General features: G+C 58.3%; 22 protein-coding genes, 4 tRNA genes and 1 riboswitch. Of the genes, 17 read left to right on the top strand and 9 right to left on the bottom strand.

Features of this window, described 5'->3' with window-relative positions:
- Positions 1 to 70: 70 nt before the first annotated feature.
- From ACYZTM_RS07600 to astE, 7 genes are all read left to right on the top strand, one after another.
- Positions 71 to 1291, top strand: a complete 1221-nt coding sequence (locus ACYZTM_RS07600; protein WP_131059691.1) for an aspartate aminotransferase family protein — start codon at positions 71 to 73, stop codon at positions 1289 to 1291.
- A gap of 204 nt (positions 1292 to 1495) precedes the next feature.
- On the top strand, positions 1496 to 2515 hold the full coding sequence (gene aruF, locus ACYZTM_RS07595) for an arginine/ornithine succinyltransferase subunit alpha (RefSeq protein ID WP_461955279.1): 1020 nt from the start codon (positions 1496 to 1498) through the stop codon (positions 2513 to 2515).
- 84 nt (positions 2516 to 2599) lie between these two features.
- Positions 2600 to 3625: an arginine N-succinyltransferase gene (astA, locus tag ACYZTM_RS07590; protein WP_461987927.1), complete on the top strand. Its 1026-nt coding sequence runs from the start codon at positions 2600 to 2602 to the stop codon at positions 3623 to 3625.
- Positions 3622 to 5091: a succinylglutamate-semialdehyde dehydrogenase gene (gene astD / locus ACYZTM_RS07585; protein WP_461989111.1), complete on the top strand. Its 1470-nt coding sequence runs from the start codon at positions 3622 to 3624 to the stop codon at positions 5089 to 5091. Before astA ends, astD begins: the two co-directional genes overlap by 4 nt.
- 167 nt (positions 5092 to 5258) lie before the next feature.
- Positions 5259 to 6605 carry an N-succinylarginine dihydrolase gene (astB, locus tag ACYZTM_RS07580; RefSeq protein WP_131059687.1) on the top strand — a complete coding sequence of 449 codons (1347 nt, stop codon included), beginning with the start codon at positions 5259 to 5261 and terminating at the stop codon, positions 6603 to 6605.
- Between the two features lie 19 nt (positions 6606 to 6624).
- Positions 6625 to 6912 carry a hypothetical protein gene (locus ACYZTM_RS07575; RefSeq protein ID WP_033056735.1) on the top strand — a complete coding sequence of 96 codons (288 nt, stop codon included), beginning with the start codon at positions 6625 to 6627 and terminating at the stop codon, positions 6910 to 6912.
- A 12-nt stretch (positions 6913 to 6924) separates the two neighbouring features.
- Positions 6925 to 7935 (top strand): succinylglutamate desuccinylase, encoded by a 1011-nt coding sequence (gene astE / locus ACYZTM_RS07570; RefSeq protein ID WP_461987925.1) that lies wholly within the window; start codon positions 6925 to 6927, stop codon positions 7933 to 7935.
- 122 nt (positions 7936 to 8057) lie between these two features.
- Here astE and ACYZTM_RS07565 read toward each other — a convergent pair whose 3' ends face one another.
- Positions 8058 to 8567 (bottom strand): 6,7-dimethyl-8-ribityllumazine synthase, encoded by a 510-nt coding sequence (locus ACYZTM_RS07565; RefSeq protein ID WP_131059685.1) that lies wholly within the window; start codon positions 8565 to 8567, stop codon positions 8058 to 8060.
- A 101-nt stretch (positions 8568 to 8668) separates the two neighbouring features.
- Positions 8669 to 8839: riboswitch (FMN riboswitch) on the bottom strand.
- A 195-nt stretch (positions 8840 to 9034) separates the two neighbouring features.
- Here ACYZTM_RS07565 and ltaE point away from each other — a divergent pair.
- The 7 genes from ltaE to ACYZTM_RS07530 all read left to right on the top strand — a co-directional run bounded on the left by ltaE (position 9035) and on the right by ACYZTM_RS07530 (position 15000).
- Positions 9035 to 10039: a low-specificity L-threonine aldolase gene (gene ltaE / locus ACYZTM_RS07560; protein ID WP_131059684.1), complete on the top strand. Its 1005-nt coding sequence runs from the start codon at positions 9035 to 9037 to the stop codon at positions 10037 to 10039.
- A gap of 146 nt (positions 10040 to 10185) precedes the next feature.
- Positions 10186 to 12804, top strand: coding sequence for an alanine--tRNA ligase (gene alaS / locus ACYZTM_RS07555; RefSeq protein WP_461987923.1), 2619 nt, complete (start codon positions 10186 to 10188; stop codon positions 12802 to 12804).
- Between the two features lie 92 nt (positions 12805 to 12896).
- Positions 12897 to 14138, top strand: coding sequence for an aspartate kinase (locus ACYZTM_RS07550; protein ID WP_008033100.1), 1242 nt, complete (start codon positions 12897 to 12899; stop codon positions 14136 to 14138).
- Between the two features lie 188 nt (positions 14139 to 14326).
- Positions 14327 to 14515, top strand: coding sequence for a carbon storage regulator CsrA (csrA, locus tag ACYZTM_RS07545; RefSeq protein ID WP_003178872.1), 189 nt, complete (start codon positions 14327 to 14329; stop codon positions 14513 to 14515).
- Between the two features lie 62 nt (positions 14516 to 14577).
- Positions 14578 to 14668, top strand: a tRNA-Ser gene (locus ACYZTM_RS07540).
- A gap of 107 nt (positions 14669 to 14775) precedes the next feature.
- Positions 14776 to 14852, top strand: a tRNA-Arg gene (locus tag ACYZTM_RS07535).
- 71 nt (positions 14853 to 14923) lie between these two features.
- Positions 14924 to 15000 (top strand) — tRNA-Arg (locus tag ACYZTM_RS07530).
- Positions 15001 to 15019: 19 nt separating this feature from the next.
- Here ACYZTM_RS07530 and ACYZTM_RS07525 read toward each other — a convergent pair.
- Entirely contained in the window at positions 15020 to 15538 is a 519-nt protein-coding gene (locus ACYZTM_RS07525) for a cell envelope protein SmpA (protein WP_131059682.1), read from the bottom strand.
- Between the two features lie 319 nt (positions 15539 to 15857).
- Between ACYZTM_RS07525 and mgtE the strand changes: the two genes are divergently transcribed.
- The gene (mgtE, locus tag ACYZTM_RS07520) at positions 15858 to 17300 is read left to right on the top strand and encodes a magnesium transporter (protein WP_131059681.1); all 1443 of its coding nucleotides are present in this window, start codon (positions 15858 to 15860) and stop codon (positions 17298 to 17300) included.
- A 204-nt stretch (positions 17301 to 17504) separates the two neighbouring features.
- On the opposite strand, the gene ACYZTM_RS07515 is transcribed toward mgtE, so the two are convergent.
- Positions 17505 to 17831 (bottom strand): Arc family DNA-binding protein, encoded by a 327-nt coding sequence (locus ACYZTM_RS07515; protein WP_003178899.1) that lies wholly within the window; start codon positions 17829 to 17831, stop codon positions 17505 to 17507.
- 385 nt (positions 17832 to 18216) lie between these two features.
- On the opposite strand from ACYZTM_RS07515, the gene phnN reads away from it, so the two are divergent.
- Positions 18217 to 18789, top strand: a complete 573-nt coding sequence (gene phnN, locus ACYZTM_RS07510) for a phosphonate metabolism protein/1,5-bisphosphokinase (PRPP-forming) PhnN (protein WP_461987921.1) — start codon at positions 18217 to 18219, stop codon at positions 18787 to 18789.
- Here the strand turns inward: phnN and ACYZTM_RS07505 are convergent.
- The gene (locus tag ACYZTM_RS07505) at positions 18764 to 18943 is read right to left on the bottom strand and encodes a PA3371 family protein (protein ID WP_131059679.1); all 180 of its coding nucleotides are present in this window, start codon (positions 18941 to 18943) and stop codon (positions 18764 to 18766) included. The genes phnN and ACYZTM_RS07505 overlap by 26 nt on opposite strands.
- 22 nt (positions 18944 to 18965) lie before the next feature.
- Entirely contained in the window at positions 18966 to 19199 is a 234-nt protein-coding gene (locus ACYZTM_RS07500) for a hypothetical protein (protein ID WP_461987919.1), read from the bottom strand.
- A 290-nt stretch (positions 19200 to 19489) separates the two neighbouring features.
- Here ACYZTM_RS07500 and ACYZTM_RS07495 point away from each other — a divergent pair.
- Positions 19490 to 19566 (top strand) — tRNA-Arg (locus ACYZTM_RS07495).
- Positions 19567 to 19825: 259 nt separating this feature from the next.
- Here the strand turns inward: ACYZTM_RS07495 and ACYZTM_RS07490 are convergent.
- Genes ACYZTM_RS07490 through ACYZTM_RS07475 form a run of 4 tightly spaced genes read right to left on the bottom strand, consistent with a single transcriptional unit; the run spans position 19826 to position 26065 of the window.
- Positions 19826 to 20176 (bottom strand): copper-binding protein, encoded by a 351-nt coding sequence (locus ACYZTM_RS07490; protein WP_131059677.1) that lies wholly within the window; start codon positions 20174 to 20176, stop codon positions 19826 to 19828.
- Positions 20173 to 23331 carry an efflux RND transporter permease subunit gene (locus tag ACYZTM_RS07485; RefSeq protein WP_131059676.1) on the bottom strand — a complete coding sequence of 1053 codons (3159 nt, stop codon included), beginning with the start codon at positions 23329 to 23331 and terminating at the stop codon, positions 20173 to 20175. Before ACYZTM_RS07485 ends, ACYZTM_RS07490 begins: the two co-directional genes overlap by 4 nt.
- Positions 23328 to 24812 carry an efflux RND transporter periplasmic adaptor subunit gene (locus ACYZTM_RS07480; RefSeq protein WP_131059675.1) on the bottom strand — a complete coding sequence of 495 codons (1485 nt, stop codon included), beginning with the start codon at positions 24810 to 24812 and terminating at the stop codon, positions 23328 to 23330. The genes ACYZTM_RS07485 and ACYZTM_RS07480 overlap by 4 nt, the downstream gene beginning before the upstream one ends.
- A complete protein-coding gene (locus ACYZTM_RS07475; protein ID WP_131059674.1) occupies positions 24809 to 26065 on the bottom strand; it encodes a TolC family protein in 1257 nt (418 codons plus the stop codon). The genes ACYZTM_RS07480 and ACYZTM_RS07475 overlap by 4 nt, the downstream gene beginning before the upstream one ends.
- Positions 26066 to 26123 lie beyond the last annotated feature (58 nt).

Below are 26123 nucleotides of genomic sequence, written 5' to 3'. Positions count from 1 at the left end.
TGAAAACTGTCCTTACAATCCCCCCATCGCTCGCCAGTTTCCGGCGAGTGTTCCTCATCAGGAGACTCCGATGTCCGTTGAGCACGCTGCGGTAGAACGCGCCGATTTCGACCAGGTAATGGTTCCCAACTACGCGCCTGCCGCCTTCATTCCTGTGCGTGGTGCCGGTTCCCGTGTCTGGGACCAGTCTGGCCGCGAGCTGATCGACTTCGCCGGCGGGATTGCCGTTAACGTATTGGGCCATGCGCACCCGGCGCTGGTCGGTGCCTTGACCGAACAGGCGAACAAGCTGTGGCACGTGTCCAACGTGTTCACCAATGAGCCGGCCTTGCGCCTGGCGCATAAGCTGATCAACGCCACCTTTGCCGAGCGCGCTTTCTTCTGCAACTCCGGCGCCGAAGCCAACGAGGCCGCCTTCAAGCTGGCCCGTCGCGTCGGCTTCGATCGTTTCGGCAGCGAGAAGTACGAAATCATCGCCGCGCTCAACAGCTTCCACGGTCGTACCCTGTTCACCGTGAACGTCGGTGGCCAGTCGAAGTATTCCGATGGCTTCGGTCCGAAGATCACCGGTATCTCCCACGTGCCGTACAACGATCTGGCCGCTTTGAAAGCCGCCATTTCCGACAAGACCTGCGCTGTGGTGCTGGAGCCGATTCAGGGCGAAAGTGGTGTCATCCCGGCCGAACTTGAGTACCTGCAAGGTGCCCGCGACCTGTGCACCGCGCACAACGCGCTGCTGATCTTCGACGAAGTGCAGACCGGCATGGGTCGCACCGGCCATTTGTTCGCCTACCAGCATTACGGCGTGGTCCCGGACATCCTGACCAGCGCCAAGAGCCTGGGCGGCGGTTTCCCGATCGCGGCGATGCTGACCACCGAAGACCTGGCCAAACACCTGGTCGTCGGCACTCACGGCACCACCTACGGCGGCAACCCGCTGGCGTGCGCTGTCGCTGAAGCCGTGATCGACGTGATCAACACTCCTGAGGTGCTGGCCGGCGTGAATGCCAAGCACGACAAGTTCAAGGCTCGCCTGGAGCAGATCGGCGAGAAATACGCCATTTTCACCAAGGTCCGCGGTATGGGCCTGTTGATTGGTTGTGTGCTGAGCGATGCCTGGAAAGGCAAGGCCAAGGACATCTTTAACGCCGCCGAGCGTGAAGGCCTGATGATTCTGCAAGCCGGCCCGGACGTGGTGCGTTTCGCGCCAAGCCTGGTGGTTGAAGACGCAGACATCGATCAGGGCCTGGATCGTTTCGAACGCGCCGTGGCCAAGCTGACGCAAGCCTGATAGACCCTTCGGCGCCTGACATTTCAGGCGCCGAACCCAATTTTCATGCCGGACCCGCTTTTCTGTAGGAGCGATGCTTGCCCGCGAAGGGGTCGTGTCAGCCATCATCATCATCGGCTGACACACCGCCTTCGCGAGCAAGCTTCGCTCCTACAAGGGTTCGGCTTATTTTCCCCAAAAGAGTTACGAGAAAGGAGTGACACCATGCTGGTGATGCGCCCCGCGCAAATGGCTGATCTGGGCGAGGTACAGCGTCTGGCTGCGGACAGCCCGATTGGTGTCACTTCCTTGCCGGATGACGTTGAACGCCTGAGCGACAAGATCGCGGCAAGCGAAGCGTCGTTTTCTGCTGAGGTCAGCTTCAACGGTGAAGAGAGCTACTTCTTCGTCCTCGAAGACTCGGCCACCGGCAAATTGGTCGGTTGTTCGGCCATCGTTGCCTCCGCCGGTTATTCCGAGCCGTTCTACAGCTTCCGTAATGAAACCTTCGTGCACGCCTCCCGCGAGCTGAAGATTCATAACAAGATTCACGTGCTTTCGCAGTGCCACGACCTGACCGGCAACAGCTTGCTGACCAGTTTCTACGTGCAGCGCGAGCTGGTGGGTTCGCCTTGGGCGGAACTCAATTCCCGTGGTCGTCTGCTGTTCGTCGCCAGCCATCCGGAGCGTTTTGCCGATTCCGTGGTGACCGAGATCGTCGGTTACAGCGACGAAAATGGCGACTCGCCGTTCTGGGATGCCATCGGTCGCAACTTCTTCGACCTCAACTACGCCGCGGCCGAGCGCCTGTGCGGTCTGAAGAGCCGGACGTTCCTCGCTGAATTGATGCCGCATTACCCGATTTACGTGCCGTTGCTGCCGGACTCCGCGCAAGAAGCGATGGGCCAGGTGCATCCACGGGCGCAGATCACCTTCGACATCCTGATGCGCGAAGGCTTCGAGACCGATCACTACATCGACATTTTCGACGGTGGCCCGACGTTGCATGCCCGCGTCTCGGGGATCCGTTCGATCGCCCAGAGCCGTGTAGTACCGGTGAAAATCGGCGAGCCGGTCAAAGGCGCCGGTCGTCAGTACCTGGTGGCCAACGCCCAGTTGCAGGATTACCGCGCCGTGTTGCTTGAGCTCGATTACGCGCCGGGCAAGCCAGTGACCCTGGATCTGGAAGCGGCCGAAGCCCTGGGCGTCGGTGAAGGTGCGAGCGTGCGCCTGGTGGCGGTTTAACGCCTGCTTTAATTCCTGGATAGAAATGTCTGGAAAGCAGCGAAGTTTCACGGGTGGCGTCAGCGGCCCGTTTGAGGAGATAGCATGATCGTTCGTCCCGTACGCAGCAGCGATTTACCCGCTCTGATCGACCTGGCCCGCAGCACCGGCACCGGCCTGACCACTTTGCCGGCCAACGAAGAACGTCTGGCCCATCGGGTCGGCTGGGCCGAGAAGACCTTCCGCGGCGAAGCCGGGCGGGGCGATGCGGACTACCTGTTCGTACTCGAAGACGATGACGGCCGCGTGGTGGGCATTTCCGCCATTGCCGGCGCCGTCGGCCTGCGTGAGCCTTGGTACAACTTCCGGGTTGGCCTGACCGTCAGCGCCTCGCAAGAGCTGAACATTTACCGCGAGATCCCGACGCTGTTCCTGGCCAACGACCTGACCGGCAACTCCGAATTGTGCTCGCTGTTCCTCCACGCCGATTACCGCACGGGCCTCAACGGCCGCATGCTGGCCAAGGCGCGGATGCTGTTCATCGCCGAGTTCTCACAGCTGTTTGGCAACAAGATCATTGCCGAGATGCGCGGCGTGTCCGACGAAGCCGGGCGCTCGCCATTCTGGGAAAGCCTGGGCCGTCACTTCTTCAAAATGGAATTCAGCCAGGCCGATTACCTGACAGGCGTGGGCAACAAGGCGTTCATCGCCGAACTGATGCCCAAATTCCCGCTGTACACCTGCTTCCTGTCGTCAGACGCGCGCAATGTCATCGGCCAGGTCCACCCGGACACCGAGCCGGCGCTGGCCATGCTCAAGAGCGAAGGTTTCAGCTACCAAGGCTATGTCGACATTTTTGACGCCGGCCCAGCGGTCGAGTGCGAAACCGGCAAGATCCGCGCCGTGCGCGACAGCCAGGCGCTGGTGTTGGCCATTGGCACGCCGGGTGATGACGCTACACCGTTCCTGATTCACAACCGCAAGCGCGAAGACTGCCGGATCACTGCCGCGCCAGCACGCTTCGCCGCCGGCACGTTGGTCGTCGATCCGCTGACCGCCAAACGCCTTCAACTCAACGCCGGCGATCAAGTGCGCGCCGTTCCGTTGTCTGCTGCCAGGGAGTCGAAATAATGAATTCGCTATACATCGCAGGTGAATGGCTGGCCGGTCAGGGCGAAGCGTTCCAGTCGCTGAACCCGGTGACCCAGCAAGTGTTGTGGACCGGCGAAGGCGCTACTACCGCTCAGGTCGAGTCGGCCGTGCAGGCTGCACGTCAGGCGTTCCCGGGCTGGGCCCGTCGTACCCTGGAAGAACGCATTGCTGTGCTTGAAGCCTTTGCCGCCGCGCTGAAGAACCACGCCGACGAACTGGCCCGCACCATTGGTGAGGAAACCGGTAAACCGTTGTGGGAAGCGGCGACCGAAGTGACCAGCATGGTCAACAAGATTGCGATTTCGGTGCAGAGCTACCGCGAGCGTACCGGCGAGAAGAGCGGCCCACTGGGCGACGCCACCGCCGTGCTGCGCCATAAGCCGCACGGCGTGGTGGCGGTGTTCGGGCCTTACAATTTCCCGGGTCATTTGCCGAACGGGCACATCGTGCCGGCGCTGCTGGCCGGTAACAGCGTGCTGTTCAAGCCAAGCGAACTGACCCCGAAAGTCGCCGAGCTCACGGTTAAATGCTGGATCGAAGCCGGCCTGCCGGCGGGCGTGTTGAACCTGCTGCAAGGCGCTCGCGAAACCGGTATCGCCCTGGCGGCGAACTCGGGCATCGACGGTTTGTTCTTCACTGGTTCCAGCCGCACCGGCAATCACCTGCACCAGCAATTCGCCGGTCGCCCGGACAAGATCCTCGCGCTGGAGATGGGCGGTAACAACCCGCTGGTCGTTGATCAGGTCGCAGACCTCGATGCTGCCGTTTACACCATCATCCAGTCGGCGTTCATTTCTGCCGGCCAACGTTGCACCTGTGCCCGTCGCTTGCTGGTGCCGCAAGGCGCCTGGGGCGACACGTTGCTGGCGCGTCTGGTAGCGGTCAGTGCGACGATTGAAGTCGGTGCGTTTGATCAACAACCGGCGCCGTTCATGGGCTCGGTGATTTCCCTCGGTGCGGCAAAAGCGCTGATGGATGCGCAAGAACACTTTCTGGCCAACGGCGCCGTGGCGCTGCTTGAAATGACTCAGCCTCAGGCGCAAGCCGCGTTACTGACGCCGGGCATTCTGGACGTGACGGCAGTCGCCGATCGTCCTGACGAAGAGCTGTTCGGTCCGCTGCTGCAAGTGATCCGCTACGCTAATTTTGAAGCAGCGATCGCTGAAGCCAACGACACCGACTATGGCTTGGCGGCCGGGTTGCTGTCGGATTCCGAAGCGCGTTATCAGCAGTTCTGGCTGGAAAGCCGTGCCGGCATCGTCAACTGGAACAAGCAACTGACCGGTGCCGCAAGCAGCGCGCCATTCGGCGGCGTCGGCGCCTCGGGCAACCACCGCGCCAGCGCCTACTACGCCGCGGATTACTGCGCGTACCCGGTGGCCTCGCTGGAAACGCCGAGCCTGGTGTTGCCTGCCTCGTTGACGCCCGGCGTGCGAATGGCGTAACGGCCATTCGCGGGCAAGCCTCGCTCCTACGGGATTTGTGGTGTGTGCCGATCATGCGGACGACACAAAACCTGTAGGAGCGAGGCTTGCCCGCGAAGGCCGCGACTCGCTCTTACTGAACAGTTACCAGATGCCTATAACAACAGATTCTCGTGGAGCCCTCGCTGATGAAATCCTATGAAGTCAATTTTGACGGTCTAGTGGGGCCGACCCATAACTACGGCGGTTTGTCCTACGGCAACGTCGCTTCCCAGAGCAACAGCCAGCAGTCTTCGAACCCGAAGGAAGCCGCGCTGCAAGGCTTGGCGAAAATGAAAGCGCTGATGGAAATGGGCTTCCAGCAAGGCGTTCTGGCACCCCAGGAACGTCCTGACGTCGCCGCCCTGCGCCGCTTGGGTTTCAGCGGCACCGACGCGCAAGTGATCGAACAAGCCGCCAAAGACGCGATGCCATTGCTGGTCGCCAGTTGCTCGGCGTCGAGCATGTGGGTGGCCAACGCCGCCACAGTCAGCCCGAGTGCCGACACTGCCGACGGTCGAGTGCATTTCACTGCCGCCAACCTCAACTGCAAATACCACCGCAGCATCGAACACCCGACCACCAGCCGCGTGCTGGGGGCGATGTTCGCTGACCAGAAGCACTTCGCTCACCACGCCGCTTTACCGGCAGTGGCACAGTTCGGCGATGAAGGCGCGGCCAACCACACCCGTTTCTGCCGTGAATACGGTGAAGCCGGCGTCGAGTTCTTCGTGTTCGGTCGCAGTGCGTTCGACACCCGCTACCCGGCGCCACAGAAGTACCCGGCGCGCCAGACCCTCGAAGCCTCTCAAGCCGTTGCTCGCCTGCACGGCTTGAGCGATGACGGCGTGGTCTACGCCCAGCAGAACCCTTCGGTGATCGATCAGGGCGTGTTCCATAACGACGTGATCGCGGTGGGTAACGGTGAAGTGCTGTTCTATCACGAGGACGCGTTCCTCGACACCGACCAGATGCTCGCTGAACTGCAAGGCAAACTCGCAAAATTCGGTGGGAAATTCCAGTCAATCTGCGTACCGCGTTCGGCCGTAACCGTCGAAGACGCCGTTCGTTCCTACCTGTTCAATAGCCAGTTGTTGACGCGTCCTGACGGTTCGATGCTGTTGATCGTGCCGGAAGAGTGCCGTGGCAACGAGCGCGTCTGGCAATACCTGCAAGGCCTGACCAGCTCCGGCGGCCTGATCCGCGAAGTGAAGGTTTTCGATCTGAAACAAAGCATGCAAAACGGCGGTGGCCCGGCGTGCCTGCGGTTGCGTGTCGCACTGAACGAAACCGAACTGGCGGCCGTCAATCCAGGGGTTATCATGACGGCACCGTTGTACGGCACGCTGACCGAGTGGGTCGACAAGCACTACCGCGACCGCATGACCGAAAACGATCTTGCGGACCCGCAATTGCTGCTTGAGTGCCGGACGGCACTGGATGAACTGACGCAAATCCTTAAACTGGGCGCGGTTTATCCATTCCAGATCAATTGAACGTCGAGAGCGTAAAAACATGAGCGATACCCTGCAGCTGATCCTTGAAGACACCGACGGCACGCAACTGGAAACCTCCTGCACCCGCGTCGCGGTCATGTGGCAAGGTAAAGAGCTGTGGATCCAGCAGGACGGCCGCGGCCAACTGCTGATCGGCGTGGATGTTGAAGAAGGTGACGCTGAATACGCCAACCTGCTGCTGCGCCCATTGGCGACTAATCTGGTAAGTCTGCAACTGGAAATGGAACCGGCTGAAGTCGGCGACGAAGACCACGTGCATGGCCCGGATTGCGCACACGACCACTAAGGAAACCGCTCTATGCTCGCCCTCGGCAAACTGCTTGAACTGACCCTCGCCGGCCGCGAACCGGCGGAGAAGACTCAACTGACTGTCGAAGGCGTGCGCATGCGCTGGTTGAGCGAAGGTGCGCTGGAAGTCCGGCCACCTGAGGCTCGCAACAACGGCCAGGACCTGCTGCTATCAGCCGGTATCCACGGCAACGAAACAGCGCCGATCGAGCTGCTCGATCGCCTGTTGCATGAAATTGCCCGCGGCGACTTGAAGCCGCGCGCACGTATTCTGTTCCTGTTCGGTAATCCGGAAGCGATTCGCAAAGGCGAGCGCTTTATCGAACAGGACGTCAATCGGCTGTTCAACGGCCGTCACGAACAAACCAGTGGCTCTGAAGCCCTGCGCGCGTGTGAGCTTGAGCGGCTGGCGGCGAGTTTCTTCAGCCTGCCGGACCGCAGCCGTCTGCACTACGACCTGCACACCGCGATTCGTGGCTCGAAAATCGAACAGTTCGCGTTGTATCCCTGGAAAGAAGGGCGCCAGCATTCACGCCTGGAACTGGCCCGCTTGCGTGCTGCCGGCATGGAAGCGGTGCTGTTGCAGAACAAGTCGTCGATCGTTTTCAGCTCTTACACCTACGACAAACTGGGTGCCGAGTCTTTCACCCTTGAGTTGGGTAAGGCGCGGCCATTCGGGCAGAACGACGGGGTTAACGTCTCACTGCTCGAGACCCGCCTCAAACAGATCATCGAAGGTAGCGAGCCAGCGGTGACTGAAGAATGCCTGGACGGTTTGCAGTTGTTTAGCGTGGCGCGGGAAATCATCAAGCACAGCGATAGCTTCCGCCTGAACCTGCCGGCGGACATCGAGAACTTTTCGGAATTGGATGTAGGTTACGTGCTGGCCGAAGACATCGCCCAGACCCGCTGGATCATCGAAGAGAAGGGCGCCCGGATCATCTTCCCGAACCCCAAAGTCAAAAACGGCCTGCGCGCCGGCATCCTGATCGTGCCGACCACCGACGAAAACCTGGCCTGAAAATTATCGCCGCCCCCAGTAGGAGCGAGGCTGGCCCGCGAAGGCGATTTCATAATCAACAGTGATGTTGAATTTAAAATCGCCTTCGCGGGCAAGCCTCGCTCCAGGGGCTGGTTCGGTGTTTAGACGGCTACCGCACGCGGCTCGCTACGACACAACGCACGCATCTTGTGCAGCGTATCCGCACAGGTCTTCGCCGCTTCCTGACCTTTATGCACGAAATGCTCGAAGAAGAACTTCTGATGCTCTTCGCCGGCATGGAAGTGGTGCGGGGTCAGAACGACCGAGAACACCGGCACTTCGGTTTCCAGCTGAACTTGCATCAGGCCGCTGATCACCGACTGGGCGACGAATTCGTGGCGGTAGATCCCGCCGTCGACCACCAGTCCCGCCGCTACGATGCCGGCATAACGACCGGACTTGGCCAGCAGTTTGGCGTGCAGTGGAATTTCAAAGGCGCCGCCGACTTCGAAGAAATCGATGTCGGATTCCTGATAACCCTGAGCAATCATCTCGGCAACAAAGCCTTTACGGCTCTGATCAACGATTTCCTTGTGCCAGCAGGCCTGGATGAACGCAACGCGCTCGCCCTGATGGTGTTTGCTTTTGCTATCGATTGCGGTGGGTTGCATGTTCTGACTCCTGTTTATGAAAAAACAGGGCATATGAATCGAATGGGATTAAAGGGTACGCACGCTCGCACGAATGCCCGCGGACGGCCCTTTGGCGCCAATCCCGTTCTCTCTTCATCCGGACTATGACCGTCGGCCCCGGGATCACACCGGGTCTGCTGACCTTGCCGCCAGTCACCGCCGAAGCCGTACTGTCACCAAGCGCTCGCGGGCTATGCGCATTGAGCGCAATTACCGCCGGTGGGGAGTTGCACCCCGCCCTGAGAACGTTTTGCCGCCAGATTGTCTGGCGGCGAAGCTTTTTAACACATATTTCCGAGCCGTGCATTGCTGCTATCTGATGATTGCTATCGACTTTTTTGCTCGCTTGACGCCTCTTTTCCTTCGTCCGGGGTTGATTAATCGTCGTCATGACCTCAGTAATTCCTGACTGAAAGGGATTTTCCCTGCTTACCGAGGCCAGATTCATGAGCGTTATCGATCTTCGCAGCGACACCGTTACCCAACCGACCGCCGGGATGCTCGACGTGATGGCCAGTGCGGCCACCGGTGACGACGTCTATGGCGAGGATCCGACGGTCAATCGTCTGGAAGCGGAATTGGCAAAACGACTGGGTTTTGCCGCTGCGTTGTTCGTGCCAACAGGCACCATGAGCAACCTGCTGGGGTTGATGGCTCATTGCGAACGCGGTGACGAGTACATCGTCGGCCAGCAGGCGCACACGTATAAGTACGAAGGTGGCGGTGCGGCGGTACTCGGCTCGATCCAGCCGCAGCCGCTGGAAGTGCAGTCCGACGGCTCGCTGGACCTCGCGCATGCTGCCGCCGCGATCAAACCGGACGACTTCCATTTCGCCCGAACGCGGTTGCTGGCGCTGGAAAACACTATGCAGGGCAAAGTCCTGCCGCTGGAGTATCTCGCCCGGGCGCGCAGCTTCACCCGTGAGCATGGGCTGGCCCTGCACCTGGACGGCGCCCGGCTCTACAACGCGGCCGTCAAGTTGGGTGTTGATGCCCGCGAGATCACTCAGCACTTCGATTCGGTCTCGGTCTGCCTGTCCAAGGGCCTGGGTGCGCCGATCGGTTCGGTGTTGTGCGGCTCGGAGGCGTTGATTGGCAAGGCACGTCGCCTGCGCAAGATGGTCGGTGGCGGCATGCGCCAGGCAGGTCTTTTGGCGGCGGCGGGGCTTTATGCGCTGGATAACAACGTTCAGCGTTTGGCCGATGATCACGCCAACGCGCAATTTCTGGCCGACGGACTGCAAAAGGCCGGTTACGAAGTCGAACCGGTGCAGACCAACATGGTTTATGTGCAAATGGGCGACAAGGCCGAGGCGATCAAGACCTTTGCGGCCGAGCGCGGCATTAAGCTGAGCGCTGCCGGGCGTCTGCGGATGGTCACGCACATGGACGTCAGCGGCGCTCAAATCGAGCAAGTGATCGCGGCATTCGTCGAGTTTTCACGCAACTGACAGCGTTAGCCGTCCAATTGACCGTTTCTATCGTATAAACACGCTGTACCCCGCGCGCTGGGCCGATATAATGCGGCCCTTTGCCGTCGCTTCGTCTGTTGACGTTTCGCACAGGCCTTTGGCCGCAGCCTCCGTGGAAGAACCTAATGAAAAGCGCAGAAATCCGTGAAGCCTTCCTTCGCTTCTTCGAAGAGCAAGGCCACACCCGTGTAGCCTCCAGCTCTTTGATTCCGGGCAACGACCCAACCCTGCTGTTCACTAACGCGGGGATGAACCAGTTCAAGGACTGCTTCCTGGGCCAGGAAAAACGTGCCTACACCCGTGCGACCAGCAGCCAGAAATGCGTGCGCGCCGGTGGCAAGAACAGTGACCTGGAAAACGTCGGTTATACCGCTCGTCACCACACATTTTTTGAAATGCTCGGTAACTTCAGCTTCGGTGACTATTTCAAGCACGATGCGATTACCTTCGCCTGGACGTTCCTGACCGGCGTTCTGAAACTGCCGAAGGAAAAACTCTGGGTCACTGTCTACGCCTCCGACGACGAAGCGTATGACATCTGGACCCAGCAAATCGGTGTGCCAGCCGAGCGCATGATCCGCATCGGCGACAACAAAGGCGCGCCTTACGCGTCCGACAACTTCTGGACCATGGGCGATACCGGCCCGTGCGGACCATGCACCGAGATTTTCTACGATCACGGCGACCACATCTGGGGCGGCCCACCGGGTTCGCCGGAAGAAGACGGCGACCGTTACATCGAGATCTGGAACAACGTGTTCATGCAGTTCAACCGCACCGCCGACGGCGTGTTGCATCCGTTGCCAGCGCCGTCGGTGGATACCGGCATGGGCCTGGAGCGGATCAGTGCGGTGATGCAGCACGTGCATTCGAACTATGAAATCGACCTGTTCAAGAATCTGCTGAGCGCGTCGGCCGAGGCTATCGGTTGCAGCAATGGCGATCAGTCTTCGCTCAAGGTTGTTTCCGACCACATTCGTTCGTGCGGTTTCCTGATTGCCGACGGCGTGCTGCCGTCCAACGAGGGGCGCGGCTACGTATTGCGCCGGATCATTCGTCGCGCTTGCCGCCACGGCAACAAGCTGGGCGCAACCGGCAGCTTCTTCTACAAAATCGTCGCGGCGCTGGTCGCCGAGATGGGCGAAGCTTTCCCGGAGCTCAAGAAGCAGCAGAGCAACATCGAGCGCGTGCTCAAGGCCGAAGAAGAGCAGTTCTCCAAGACGTTGGAGCATGGCCTGAAGATTCTCGAGCAGGACCTGCTGGAACTCAAAGGCACTGTGGTGCCGGGCGACGTGGTGTTCAAGCTCTACGACACCTATGGTTTTCCGATGGACCTGACTGCGGACATCGCTCGCGAGCGCAACCTGACCGTCGACGAAGCCGGTTTCGAGCGTGAGATGGAAGCCCAGCGTGTTCGCGCGCGTTCGGCCAGCTCGTTCGGTCTGGACTACAACACGCTGGTCAAGGTTGACGTGGCCACCGAGTTCACTGGCTACAAGGCCACCAGCGGTTCGGCGAAAATTGTCGCCCTCTATAAAGAAGGCCAGTCGGTCGACGTATTGAGTGAAGGCGAAGAAGGCGTGGTCGTTCTCGATCAGACGCCGTTCTACGCTGAATCCGGCGGCCAGATCGGCGATTGCGGTTATCTGCAATCGAGCAACGGTCGTTTCGACGTGCGTGACACCACCAAGACCGGCGGCGCGTTCCTGCACCACGGCGTGTTGGCATCGGGTAACCTGACCATCGGCTCGCCGGTTGAAACCCACGTTGAAGCCGACGTGCGCCATGCGACCTCGCTGAACCACTCGGCGACTCACTTGCTGCACGCCGCGTTGCGTCAGGTGCTGGGCGATCACGTTCAGCAGAAAGGCTCGTTGGTCGACAGTCAGCGCCTGCGCTTTGACTTCAGCCACTTCGAAGCCATCAAGCCTGAGCAACTGAAGGCCCTGGAAGACATCGTCAACACCGAGATTCGCAAGAACTCCGCGGTTGAAACCGAAGAAACCGACATCGAAACCGCCAAGCAAAAAGGCGCCATGGCGCTGTTTGGCGAGAAGTACGGCGACAACGTGCGAGTGCTGAGCATGGGCGGTGATTTCTCCGTCGAGCTGTGCGGTGGCATCCACGCCAACCGTACCGGGGACATCGGCCTGCTGAAAATCATCAGCGAAGGCGGTGTGGCCTCTGGTGTGCGTCGTATCGAAGCAGTCACCGGTGCCGCGGCACTGGCTTACTTGAACGCTGCAGAAGAACAACTCAAGGAAGCGGCCAACCTGGTCAAGGGCAGCCGCGACAACCTGATCGACAAGCTGTCGGCTGTGCTGGAGCGCAACCGTCTGCTGGAGAAGCAACTCGAGCAGTTGCAGGCCAAGGCTGCCAGCGCGGCGGGCGACGATCTGTCGGCTTCCGCGCTAGACGTCAAAGGCGTAAAAGTGCTGGCCGTGCGTCTGGACGGTCAGGACGGCAAGGCGCTGCTGGCGCTGGTCGATCAGCTGAAAAACAAACTCGGCCGCGCAGTGATCCTGCTCGGCAGTGTCCATGAGGAAAAGGTCGTTCTGGTTGCAGGCGTAACCAAAGACCTGACTGGCCAACTCAAAGCCGGTGATTTGATGAAGCAAGCCGCTGCGGCAGTAGGCGGGAAGGGCGGTGGTCGTCCAGACATGGCGCAAGGCGGTGGTACTGACGCAGGCGCACTGGATGCGGCACTGGCCCTGACTGTTCCATTTGTAGAGCAGGGTTTATAAGGCAGAGTGTCCGGCCCGCAGTCTAGTGGCGGGCCAGAACGCTGTTTGAGTGATTATTTTGGGCGCCCTTCATGGGCAGAGGCGGCTTTGAAATGGCTTTGATCGTACAGAAATTTGGAGGCACCTCAGTCGGCACTGTCGAGAGAATCGAGCAGGTCGCCGACAAGGTTAAGAAATTCCGCGATGCCGGCGATGACCTGGTGGTTGTGCTGTCTGCAATGAGCGGCGAAACCAACCGTCTGATCGATCTGGCCAAGCAAATCAGTGGCGACGGCCAACCGGTTCCTCGTGAGCTGGATGTGATCGTCTCCACCGGTGAGCAGGTGACGATTGCGCTGTTGGCCATGGCGCTGATCAAGCGCGGCGTGCCAGCGGTGTCCTACACCGGTAATCAGGTGCGGATTCTGACGGACAGCGCGCACAATAAAGCGCGTATCTTGCAGATTGATGACCAGAAGATTCGCGGTGATCTGAAGGCAGGTCGTGTGGTGGTTGTCGCCGGTTTCCAGGGCGTCGACGAGCACGGCAACATCACCACCCTCGGTCGTGGCGGTTCCGACACCACCGGCGTGGCGCTGGCAGCAGCCTTGAAGGCTGATGAATGCCAGATCTACACCGATGTCGATGGCGTCTACACCACCGACCCGCGTGTGGTGTCCGTGGCTCAGCGCCTGGACAAGATTACCTTTGAAGAGATGCTGGAAATGGCCAGCCTCGGTTCCAAGGTATTGCAGATCCGTGCGGTGGAATTCGCCGGCAAGTACAACGTTCCGCTGCGCGTACTGCACAGCTTCAAGGAGGGTCCGGGCACCCTCATTACTATTGATGAAGAGGAAACCATGGAACAGCCGATCATTTCCGGCATCGCTTTCAATCGCGATGAAGCCAAGCTGACCATCCGTGGCGTGCCAGACACCCCGGGCGTTGCATTCAAGATTCTTGGCCCGATCAGTGCCGCGAACATCGAAGTCGACATGATCGTGCAGAACGTTGCGCACGATAACACCACCGACTTCACCTTCACCGTGCACCGCAATGACTTCCAGGCCGCACAAACCGTGCTGGAAAACACCGCTCGCGAGATCGGTGCCCGTGAAGTGGTGGGTGACATCAAGATCGCCAAGGTCTCGATCGTCGGCGTCGGCATGCGTTCCCACGCAGGCGTGGCCAGCCGCATGTTCGAATCCCTGGCGAAAGAAAGCATCAACATCCAGATGATCTCGACGTCGGAAATCAAAGTCTCCGTTGTGATCGAAGAGAAGTATCTGGAGCTGGCTGTGCGCGCTCTGCACACGGCTTTCGAACTGGACGCACCGGCCCGAACGGGCGAGTGATGCGTTTGCCAAAGGGCGCGGTCTGACCGCGCCCTTTGTCTTTTTTGAATAGCGCGACCCAGGAACTGTTCTTTTGCTCGCGCTGGTCAATACTCAGGCATGTAGGGTTGCGATCGTTCCGGTTGTAGGTCGAGTGCCTTTTTTTTGCAGACTGTTGTCCCTGAAATGAAATGCGTGAGGAGAAAGGTATGCTGATTCTGACTCGTCGGTGCGCAGAAAGCCTGATTATTGGTGATGGCGAAATCACCGTGACCGTGCTCGGCGTCAAAGGAAATCAAGTGCGTATTGGCGTTAACGCACCTAAAGAGGTTGCGGTTCACCGCGAGGAAATCTACTTGCGGATCAAGAAAGAGAAGGACGACGAACCAAGCCATTAATTTTTATCGTTTTTTATGTTTGCAAACGGGGAAGAAGCTGGTTAATATACGCCCCGTGTTGCGGAGAGCTGGCCGAGTGGCCGAAGGCGCTCCCCTGCTAAGGGAGTACACCTCAAAAGGGTGTCGGGGGTTCGAATCCCCCGTTCTCCGCCATTATTTGCGTAGTACGTTGTAATCTGGCTTTTTCGGTAAGTGTTTGAAATTACTAGAAAAAGTGCTTTACATAGAGATTAGACGGCCTATAATGCGCGGCAACAAATGCACTCGTAGCTCAGCTGGATAGAGTACTCGGCTACGAACCGAGCGGTCACAGGTTCGAATCCTGTCGAGTGCACCATTTAAGAGTTGTTTGCAGTAATGTGAATGACTTGGCTTCAGCCAGTTGTGATCTGGTATAAAAACACAAATGCACTCGTAGCTCAGCTGGATAGAGTACTCGGCTACGAACCGAGCGGTCACAGGTTCGAATCCTGTCGAGTGCACCAAACACCAAAAAGCCCGCGTTTAACGCGGGCTTTTTGCCGTCTGGGATTTGGCTTTTCCCTTGGTACATCCTTTCTCATCGAACTCGACGTGTGCGCTACGACCTCGCTTGATGTCGTAGCGGTAGCTCGTTGCTGAATTCCTGATACTGATCTTGTCGGGCTTGCCCAGAGCACTCTCGACGTCCTGTTGTGTCATGCCGGCGACTATCCGTTGATTGATGATTGCTTCGCGACGTTCCTTGGCAGTCATCAGGTTTCCACACTTGTCCTCAGACTGGCCGACAACGGTTGGCTCCTTCCTTTTGATTTTCATTACGGGTGTTTCCCGGGCGTTAGCCTCCGGCATGAGCGCTACCGGGTTGCCGGGCATGAAGGTGCGCACATCCTGGAGAGAGAGACTTTCATCGTCCGTGCAGCTCAAGGTCGTGAAGGTGAGGCGGCCGTCGGGTGCTTCGCAGCGGTGAATGGTGGCTGCATGCAGCCGGGGCGAAAGGCAGAGCAGGCCAAGCAGTAAAAAATAAACAGTAATCGATGGCATCAAACGTCCTCCATGACGGTCCATGTCAGGGTAGCCGCTACATTTTTCGACGGGGGTGTGTTTTCTTTTCAGAATGAGTCGTCGCAGTTGGAGAGATCAGGACTGCACTCGGCTTTGTCTTGCAACCGCTTGTTTCAGCCACGATTTTTTAACGTTTAAAACCGTCGGGCGGTGTATCATTGCGCCCGTCAGCCCCGCCGGGGCTTGTGGAATACCTCCATGGACTTACCCAGTAGTTACTCAGTATCCCGTTTTTCCAATCATGAATTGACTGATTGATCCTTCCGGCGTGCCCCGCTGCTGGGAGTGGAGTTCGCCTATGTCTGAAGTTGAAGTAAAGAAAACGCAGGAAAGCTTGCAGGACCGCCTCGCTCAAGTCGTTGAGCTGCTGCAACGCCAGCGGGTGGTCGAAGACCTGACTCATCGTCAGGAAGGTCCGCATCACGAACGGGTCGAGAACCTGGTTCACCGGCAAAACCTCGTCGAGCTGCAACGCAAGCTTGATGATCTGCACTCCGCCGACGTTGCCTACATTCTTGAAGCCTTGCCGCTGGACGATCGTCTGACGCTCTGGCAATTGGTCAAGGCTGATCGCGACGGCGACATCCTCCTCGAAGTATCCGACTCGGTTCGTGAAACCCTGATCGCCGACATGGACGATCATGAGCTCCTGGCGGCGGCCAAGGACATGGACGCCGACGAACTTGCTGACCTGGCTTCCGAGCTGCCGCGAGACGTCGTCCACGAGCTGATGGAAACCCTCGATGGTCAACAGCGTGAGCGCGTGCGCTCCGCGTTGTCCTATGACGAGGAGCAGGTCGGTGCGCTGATGGACTTTGAGATGGTGACCATCCGTGAGGATGTCAGTCTCGAAGTCGTTCTGCGTTACCTGCGTCGTCTCAAGGAGCTGCCGGGCCACACCGACAAACTGTTTGTGGTCGACTACGACGGCGTGCTCAAGGGCGTGCTGCCAATCAAGCGTTTGCTGGTCAACGACCCGGAAAAACAGGTTTCGGAAGTCATGGCTAGCGACCCGGTGAGTTTTCACCCGGACGAGGACGCTTACGACGCCGCTCAGGCCTTCGAGCGTTACGACTTGATCTCGGCGCCTGTGGTCGACAAGAACGGTAAGCTGATCGGCCGCCTGACCATCGATGAAATGGTCGACCTGATTCGTGAAGAGAGCGAGAACGAAGTTCTCAACATGGCGGGTCTGCGTGAAGAAGAAGACATTTTCGCCTCCGTCTGGAAATCCCTGCGTAACCGTTGGGCCTGGCTGGCGGTCAACCTGATCACCGCATTCATCGCATCCCGGGTGATCGGCCTGTTCGAAGGCTCCATCGAAAAACTGGTTGCGCTGGCGGCATTGATGCCGATCGTGGCCGGTATTGGTGGCAACTCCGGCAACCAGACCATCACCATGATCGTTCGAGCCATGGCTCTGGACCAGGTAAGCACCGGCAATACGTCACGACTGATGCGCAAAGAACTGGCCGTCGGTTTGATCAATGGCTTGGTCTGGGGCGGCGTGATTGGCGTCGTGGCCTATCTGCTTTATGGCAGTTGGTCCCTGGGCGTGGTGATGACCGCTGCGATGACGCTTAACCTGCTGCTTGCGGCGTTGATGGGTGTTTTGATTCCGATGACCCTGGCGCGGCTTGGACGCGACCCTGCGATGGGGGCCAGTGTGATGATCACCGCCATGACCGACAGCGGCGGGTTCTTCATCTTCCTCGGGCTGGCGACGATTTTCCTGCTCTGATTTCCAACTGAAACCCGCTAATCGATTGGTAAAAACGACACTGTAGGAGCCTGGCTTGCCGGCGAAGGCGATCTCAAGCACGCCTTCGCCGGCAAGCCTGGCTCCTACAAGAGCAACTAACCCGCCCAATTGGCGGGTTTTTTATTGGCAAATTTCAGGCAAAAAAAAGCCAGCGATTATGCTGGCTTGAGCGTTCGGGTTGAATCAGGAAGCGTCTGCGGCCATTTCGGCGTCATGGGCAATCAGCGAAACAAGAGCATTTTGCTGACGGTGGGAGAGTTGGCGGAAGCGCTGCAGCAGTTCACGTTCGTGCAATGACAGCTCCGGGCTGTCCAGGCGCATGCTCAATTCTTCGCCCAGTGCACCTTCCTGAATAAGACTCTGCTCAAGGCGCGCAATGATTTCGGAGTTCATGCTGCGATGATGATTGCGAGCCACCTCGGCAATGCGTTCACGCATTCCGTCTGGCAGACGTACGACGAACTTGTCAGCCGTACGGCTGGAATAAATTGCCTGTTTCAATGGGCGCATATATTTAACCGGTTAGTTCAGGGGAGCGGTTCTCGGGATTGGCCGCAGGATGTCTGATACGACAAGGTCTCTGGCCAAATGTTCAACCTGAATTGATAGAGGCTCGCATCATGCCTCAAAGCAGCCATATCATTGGCGTCAATTCTGTGACAAATATTGAGCCGGGTAAAGGCGTTATGCCAGCACAATTTTCAGAAATGAGGACTGGTTTGAAAACTTTTCCCCACATCCGTATCGCTGACCGCGTTCTCTGTCCGTCAGGAGATGCCCGTAGACGCCTGAAGGTGCATGCTATGCGGATTCGATCTTTGGTCCTTACCTTATACAGGATAGTGGCAAATGGCCGATTTACTAGGGGCGGACCCGCAATGAGGGATGATTCAGGATGGATGGCAGGTTGATTTACTTGATGGGGCCTTCCGGATCCGGCAAGGACAGTCTCATCGAAGCGGCACGACTACCTTTACGCTCCATGAGCGGCGAAGTGGTGCGACGTGTCATCACGCGTTCCGCCGAATCCGTGGGCGAAGACGCCATCGGAGTTTCCCCCGAGGAATTCGCGCAACGTCGAGACAAGGGTGACTTCGCGATGTCGTGGCACGCCAATGGCCTGGATTACGGTATTCCGATCCAGATCGACCATTGGCTGAAGGACGGCCGTCATGTGTTGGTCAACGGTTCTCGGGGCCACCTCGCGCAGGCGCTACAACGCTATCCCACGCTGTTGCCGGTGCTGTTGACGGTCAAGGATGAAGTGTTGCGCGAGCGCTTGCTGCGACGTGGCCGTGAGAGCGTTGAGGAAATCGAAGCGAGATTGCGCCGTAACGGGCTATTTGTGGCTGACGACTCACTCGGTGACACGAACATCCATCAACTCGACAACTCTGGCGAACTTGCTGTCACCGTTGAACATCTTCTGAATGTGCTGAAGCTCAGCGTAAAACCGGATCGAATTTGATTTTGCGCCCGACAATCAGCGCCAGCACGAACAGCGCGCCGAAAACGCCGCAGGCAATCAGGGGCGGGGTGGCGACCGCATCCGGGACCCATGACAAATGAACAATGCCGCTCAATAGGGCAAGGATCAAAAATCCTGCGGCTGATTTGGACATGCTGTGCTCCTGATAGGGTGATTCAAAATACCAAGCGTTCCGAAGACTGCGACACCAGCGGGTAATTGTGCTGACTTGCATCCTGGCCAACAAAGCCGCGCTGATCGTTCATGACGGCCAATTGCGGGGCTTTTTGCAGCTGGAGGTAATGGGGCATCCGTTGCGCAACCTGCACAGCGCCATTCTCGGGAGCAAAATGAGAACCGAGCAGAACGGTAAGCGCGATCGCATTCGAGAGTAAAAGGACGCTGTTCATGAGGCTGGCCTCGGTTGTTCGTGAGAACAGCTAAAGCAGCCCGCGTGCCAAGAGTCTAACGGCTATTAAATCCTTTAAAAACAAAGAATTAACTTATTATTTAAAGAGGCCGTCGTTGCAAATTGCAATGGTGGGATTTTGAGAGGGTGCAATTTGCACGGTAAATTAAGCCACGGTGATGAGGGGCGTCTGCCTACACTTAAAAAGCACTACGGACGACATGACAAAAGCAGGCCTGCCCGTTAACATGCACGCCGTCCATCGCACTGCATTCCTTGCGGGCGATTTGTGTCTCAGTAGCTCAATTGGATAGAGCATCCCCCTCCTAAGGGGAAGGCTGGCAGTTCGAACCTGCCCTGGGACACCATTTAAATCAATGAGTTAGCGGTTTTCTAGTTTGGTTCTTTGCTCATGCTTTCCATTTAGCCCCCACTTCTTTACGTGTTCAGCTTTACATTTGAGGTTGAGCCTCTTTCGTTCTCCCAAACTGGAGCCTTGCTCTTTCTCACGGTCATCTGCACCTTCCCCGCGAGCAACATCACTGACGTATCGATTTTTCCGACAAGCAGATGTATTGGAAATGACCGGTACGGCAAAACGTGACGGTCATTTACGCCGCTGCTGTTTTACTTTTTGATGGTCACAATTGTGGCTTTGCCGCCCTCTAGCCGAAACGAAAATGTCACGCGATCTCCCGTCGTCAGCCCTGTTAGCTGTTCTTCCGTTGCAGAAAAACCCATGGTCATCGGTGGCCATTGAACAGCTGGAACAGCGCCGTGAGAGATAGTCACCGTATGCTTCGTAGAATCGATAGCCTTAATCGTTCCGTCGGCGGTAGCGACTGGAGCCTGCTTTGTTTCCTGCTTCATCTGCATGCCCTCCATTTCGTCCATTTTCATGCCAGGCATATCCTCTGCGTGCGCCGAAAGAGATAACGTGAATAGGGTGCTTGCAACTGCAATCAGGGTCAGTTTCATACGACTTTTCCTTGAGGGTTGACGGGTTCAGATGAGAGGTGCCGGCGACGCATCAGGCGATAGGCTGCCGGAATGACAAACAGGGAAAGCAAGGGTGCCGTGATCATGCCGCCGACCATCGGCGCGGCGATGCGGCTCATCACTTCGCTACCAGTACCGCTGCCTAACAAAATGGGTAGAAGGCCGGCAATGATCACGGCCACGGTCATGGCTTTGGGTCGAACACGCTGCACGGCGCCTTCTCGAATGGCCTCAACGAGCCCGCGCTCAGTGTTGTCGCCGAGGTCTTCACGTTCGGCCCAAGCGTTCTTCAGGTAGAGCAGCATAATCACGCCAAATTCGGCAGACACTCCGGCCAGTGCGATAAAACCGACCCCGGTGGCGACTGACAGGTTGAATCCCAACAGATAGAGGAACCATGCTCCGCCAGTCAGTGCGAATGGCAGAGTGGCCATGATCAGCAGGGCCTCATCGAAGCGAGCAAAAGTCAGGTAGAGCAACACGAAGATGATCAACAGCGTGGCAGGCACCACTAGTTTAAGTCGTGCGTTGGCCCTTTCGAGAAACTCGAACTGCCCTGAATAACTCAGGCTCATGCCGGGCTGCAACTTGACCTGTGCATTGACGACCTGGCGTAGATCGGCGACTACCGAGGCAATGTCCCGGCCACGCACGTCGATATACACCCAGCCTGAAGGTCTTGCGTTCTCGCTCTTGAGCATCGGTGGACCGTCCGTGACCTTGACCTTCGCCACGGTGCCGAGGGTGATCTGGCTCCCCAGAGGGGTATAGATCGGCAATTGCTCCAGGGCGCCGAGTGAGTCACGCCATTCCCGTGGGTAACGTACGTTGATCGGGAAGCGTGCGAGCCCTTCAATGGTCTCGCCGACGTTTTCACCGCCGATAGCGCCGGCCACAATGGATTGCACATCGGCGATGTTCAGTCCGTAGCGGGCGGCGGCTTTGCGGTCGATATCCACATCGATATAGCGGCCACCGGTCAGTCGCTCGGCCAGAGCCGAACTGACACCGGGCACGCCCTTGGCCACTCGCTCGACGGCCTGAGTCGCGGCATCGATCTCCGATAGGTTGGTGCCGGCAACTTTTACTCCGATAGGACTCTTGATCCCCGTGGCAAGCATGTCGATACGGTTGCGAATCGGTGGTATCCAGATGTTCGTCAGCCCAGGGACTCGTACCACTCGATCCAGTTCTTCCACCAACTTTTCCGGGGTCATGCCTGGACGCCACTGCTCATGTGGTTTGAACTGGATCGTGGTTTCGAACATTTCCAATGGTGCCGGGTCGGTGGCGGTTTCAGCACGCCCCGCTTTACCGAAGACATGTTCGACCTCTGGAACGGTCTTGATCAGGCGGTCAGTCTGTTGCAGCAGTTGCGCGGCTTTCTGCGCCGATAATCCCGGCAGAGCAGAAGGCATATAGAGCAGGTCACCCTCGTCCAGCGGGGGGAGAAACTCGCCACCCAGTTGAGACATTGGCCATAGCGCACTGACAAAAACCAATAGCGCCACCAGCAGCGTGATCTTTGGTCGACGCAAGACTGCGTCCAGGGCTGGCTGATAAATCCGAATCAACCACCGGTTCAACGGGTTCTGTTGTTCACTGGGGATGCGCCCTCGAATCCAGTAGCCCATCAGCACCGGCACCAAGGTCACTGACAATCCCGCCGCTGCGGCCATGGCGTAGGTCTTGGTGAAGGCCAAAGGACCGAACAGCCGTCCCTCCTGAGCTTCCAGCGTGAACACCGGAATGAACGACAGGGTGATGATCAACAAACAGAAGAACAGCGCCGGGCCAACCTCTGCGGCCGCTTCGGTCATCACGTGCCAATGACGCTCACCTTTCAGTTCTTCCCCCGGATTGGCCGCGTGCCAAGCCTCAATCTTCTTGTGGGCGTTCTCGATCATCACTACGGCCGCATCGACCATGGCGCCGATGGCGATGGCTATCCCGCCCAAGGACATGATGTTGGCGTTGATGCCCTGGTAGCGCATGACGATGAAGGCAATCAGCACCCCCACCGGCAGCGAAATGATCGCCACCAGGGATGAGCGCAGGTGCCAGAGAAAGATCCCGCAGACCAGCGCGACAACGATGAACTCTTCGATGAGCTTGTGGCTGAGGTTTTCCACGGCGCGGTCGATCAGCTTACTGCGGTCGTAGGTGGTGACGATTTCCACACCAGCCGGCAGACTGCTTTTCAGTTCGTCGAGCTTGGTCTTGACCGCTGCAATGGTCTCGCGAGCATTCTTGCCGCTGCGCAAAATCACCACGCCGCCGACGGTCTCGCCTTCGCCGTCGAGTTCAGTAATGCCACGCCGCATTTCCGGTCCCAACTGAATCGTGGCGACATCGCCAAGGGTTACCGGTACACCGCCCGAACCCAGCTTGAGTGGGATCGCCCGAAAGTCATTGAGCGTCTTCAGGTATCCGGAAGCACGCACGATGAATTCGGTCTCTGCCATCTCCAGCACGGCACCACCGGTTTCCTGGTTGGCCTTGCCGATAGCTTCAGTCACCTCAGCCTGAGTGATACCGAGGCTGGCCAATTTGAGCGGATCGAGCTGCACCTGGTACTGCTTGACCATGCCGCCCACGGTGGCCACTTCCGCAACGTTTGGCAGGGTCTTGAGTTCGAACTTGAGGAACCAGTCCTGAAGTGCGCGAAGCTGTGCCAAATCGTGTCCGCCACTGCGATCCACCAGTGCGTACTGAAAGATCCAACCCACTCCAGTTGCATCCGGCCCCAACGCCGGCTTGGCACTGGAAGGCAACCGACTTTGTATCTGACTCAGGTATTCCAACACCCGCGAGCGGGCCCAATACAAGTCTGTGCCGTCCTCGAACAGCACGTAAACGAAGCTGTCACCGAAGAAGGAATAACCACGCACAGTCTTGGCGCCCGGCACTGAGAGCATGGTGGTGGACAACGGATAGGTCACTTGGTTCTCGACAATCTGCGGCGCTTGTCCCGGATAAGGAGTACGGATGATCACCTGAACATCGGAGAGATCCGGCAGCGCATCGATGGGCGTGCTCCGCACCGACCAAATGCCCCAAGCTGTGACAAACAGCGTCGCCAGTAGCACCAGGAATCGGTTGGCCACTGACCAACGAATCAGGGCAGCGATCATGGCTGGCTCCCCGATTTATCCAGACGCTCAACACGCAAACCATCATCGGTCTGGCTCACCGCAATCCGAACCTTATCGCCCGTTTTGAGGCCCTGCATCAGCGCCGGACTAGCGAGTGGGAACGTCATCGTCATACCCGGCATGCCCAGCGTCTTGAAGGGGCCATGGGCAAGTGTGACTTCTTTATCGTTGATCTCAACGATCTGCCCATCTGCTTCATGAAAGCTGGAGGCTGCTACACGGGGTGGTGACTCTTCCTCTGAGCGGGCAACAATGCCCTTTAGACTGGCCTCCGAATCGAGCAGGAACTGGCCAGAGGTAACCACCTTCTGTCCTTCTTCCAGACCTTTCAATATCGCCGTCTTGCCATCGCTTTCCTGCCCGAGTTGCACTTCCACGGGACTGTAGCGACCCGCATCTTCGGCGAGCATCACCAAGGCACGTCGGCCAGTGCGAATGACGGCCTCGCTCGGAACCCACAACACACTTTGCCCGGTCGAGCGGTTCAGGCGGACCTGCGCCGTCAAACCCGGCCTGAGGCGCCCGTCCGGATTGGGTAGTTCCACCCGCACACGAAGGGTGCGGCTGTCCGGATTGGTCTCGGGCAAAATCGCGCTGACCTTGCCATTAAGCATTGTCCCTGGGAAGGCCGGCAGACGCGCTTCGACCGCCTGTCCCACGGTGATCGATCCGGCATCCGATTCTGGAACAGCCACGGCTAACCAGACACTACTCAAGCCATTGACACGTGCCAGGGTGTCGCCGGTCGCCACGGTCATACCCGCGCGTACGTTCAGCTCTTGCAGCACACCGGCAATGGGACTGGTCAGAGTCAGGTACGGCTGAACCTTGCCGCCACGCTCCACCTGAGTAATCAGTGCTGCCGGCATCCCTGTGAGCCGCAGACGCTGACGCGCCGCAGCCAACAGGTCAGCATCACCGTTGCGCCTCAGGGCAAGAAACTCTGTCTGAGCAGCGGCCCACTCCGGCACCAGGATATCCGCCAACGCCGCATTGGCTTTGAGCACATCACCGGGAGCATGGGCATAGACCCGCTCCACAAAGCCAGTGGTGCGGGCCTGAATCACCGCGACATCACGTTCGTTGAACGTCAAGGCACCGGTCACGTCGAGGCTGGAATCAAAGATCCCACGGGTAACTGTCGCAAAACGCAGTCCGAGGTTTTGGGTGAGACTTGGATCGATACTGACGGCCGCCCGGTTCCCTGCGCTGCTGGCGTACTGAGGGACTAGTTGCATGTCCATGAAGGGGGACTTACCCGGCTTGTCGAACTTTTGTTGCGGGTACATAGGGTCGTACCAATACAGAGCCTTGCGGTCGTCCGGTGAATTGAGGCTCTGCTTCGGGGCGGTATTGGGTTCTTTGCTCATGCGCTGGTGAGCGAACCAGTAACCACCAGCAACACCCAATGCCAGCGAGATGCCTACCAGCAATGACCCGGTCCATTTTTTACCGATCATTGGCTGAACTCCCCATAAGCAAAATACAGACGCGCACTGGTCAGTGCTCGCTGCTCTTCGACGTCGATCTGTTTGAGGCGGGCTTCGATGAGTTCACGGCGGGCGGCAACAACAGCGTATAAATCGCCTTTGCCCGAGCGATAACTGGCCATGCTGAGTTCGACCTTTTCCTTGGCCAGCGGCAACAGACTTTCCTGGTTGCGACGCACGGCGCGATTCAGGCGCTCATAGTCAGCCAGTTCGTTTTCCAGTTGCTGGGTATGCTCACGTGACAGCGCTTCGCGCTCGGCCTCAAGCTGACTGAGTTCAGCCTGTTTGGCTGCAATTTTGGGGTTTTGGCGGGAGTCAGGAAACAGCGGCAGGTCCCAGGAAAATTGCACGCTGACCATATCGCCAAACTCCCGGCCTCGGCGCTGGTAATCCAGTTCCCAGCTCCAGTCCGACTGTTTCTCCGACACGGCTTCATGAACCTTGGCTTGCGCCTCTCGGGTCATCGGCGCAAACGCTGCCAACTCAGGGTGGTGTTGCAGTTTATGGAAGTAGCTTGAGGCATCGACGGGCCATTCTGGCAAGCTACCCACAGGCTTGTTGTTGGCGGCGGAGCCAATCCAGCGTTTGAGGGCTGCCCGGGCCTGCGCTCTCTGGAGAATCAGATCGTCCTGTTGCCCCGCCAGTTGTGCTGCTTCTTGCTTAGGTGTTACCGCGTCGGCGGGTTGAGCGCGGCCACCGGCAATCTGGGCCCGGACGATATCGCTCAGCAGGCGGTTTTCTTTGTAGAAGTCCTGGAACAGCGCATCTTTGCGCTCAATCGAGTAGCTACTGATCCAAGCTAACGCCGTGGACTGGCGTACCTTCAGACGTTCGACTCGACGCTCCGCAGCAGCGCGATCAACGGCCGCATCGGCGATCTCAATCCGTGCTTTGCGCTTGTCGCTGTTGGGCATCTCTTGCCTGACCCCGACCATTTGCATGGTCATGAAGTCCTGGTCAATGCTCCAGCGATCCGGACCGCCGATGGGGTAATTCTGCACACCCAGCAGCAGCTTGGGGTCAGGTAGCTCACCGGCCGGAATAGCTGCGCTGCTGGCAGCCTGAATTTTGGCGTCTTGTGCGGTCAGTGACGGTGCATTGTTTACGGCCAGCCGCAACGCTTCATCGAGTGTCAATGCGGCAGCGAAGCTTGGCAATGCCAGTACGCTTGCCGCCAGACCGGCCACGAGGGACCAGCCTGTGCAATAGCACTTAAAGTTCATGTTTACGATTCCTGTGATCATCCACTGCGTGCGTCAAAAGACATGCGCGCAGCTAGTC

The organism is Pseudomonas sp. MDT2-39-1, assembly GCF_054898085.1.
This window is presented reverse-complemented; position numbering and strand designations above follow the sequence as displayed.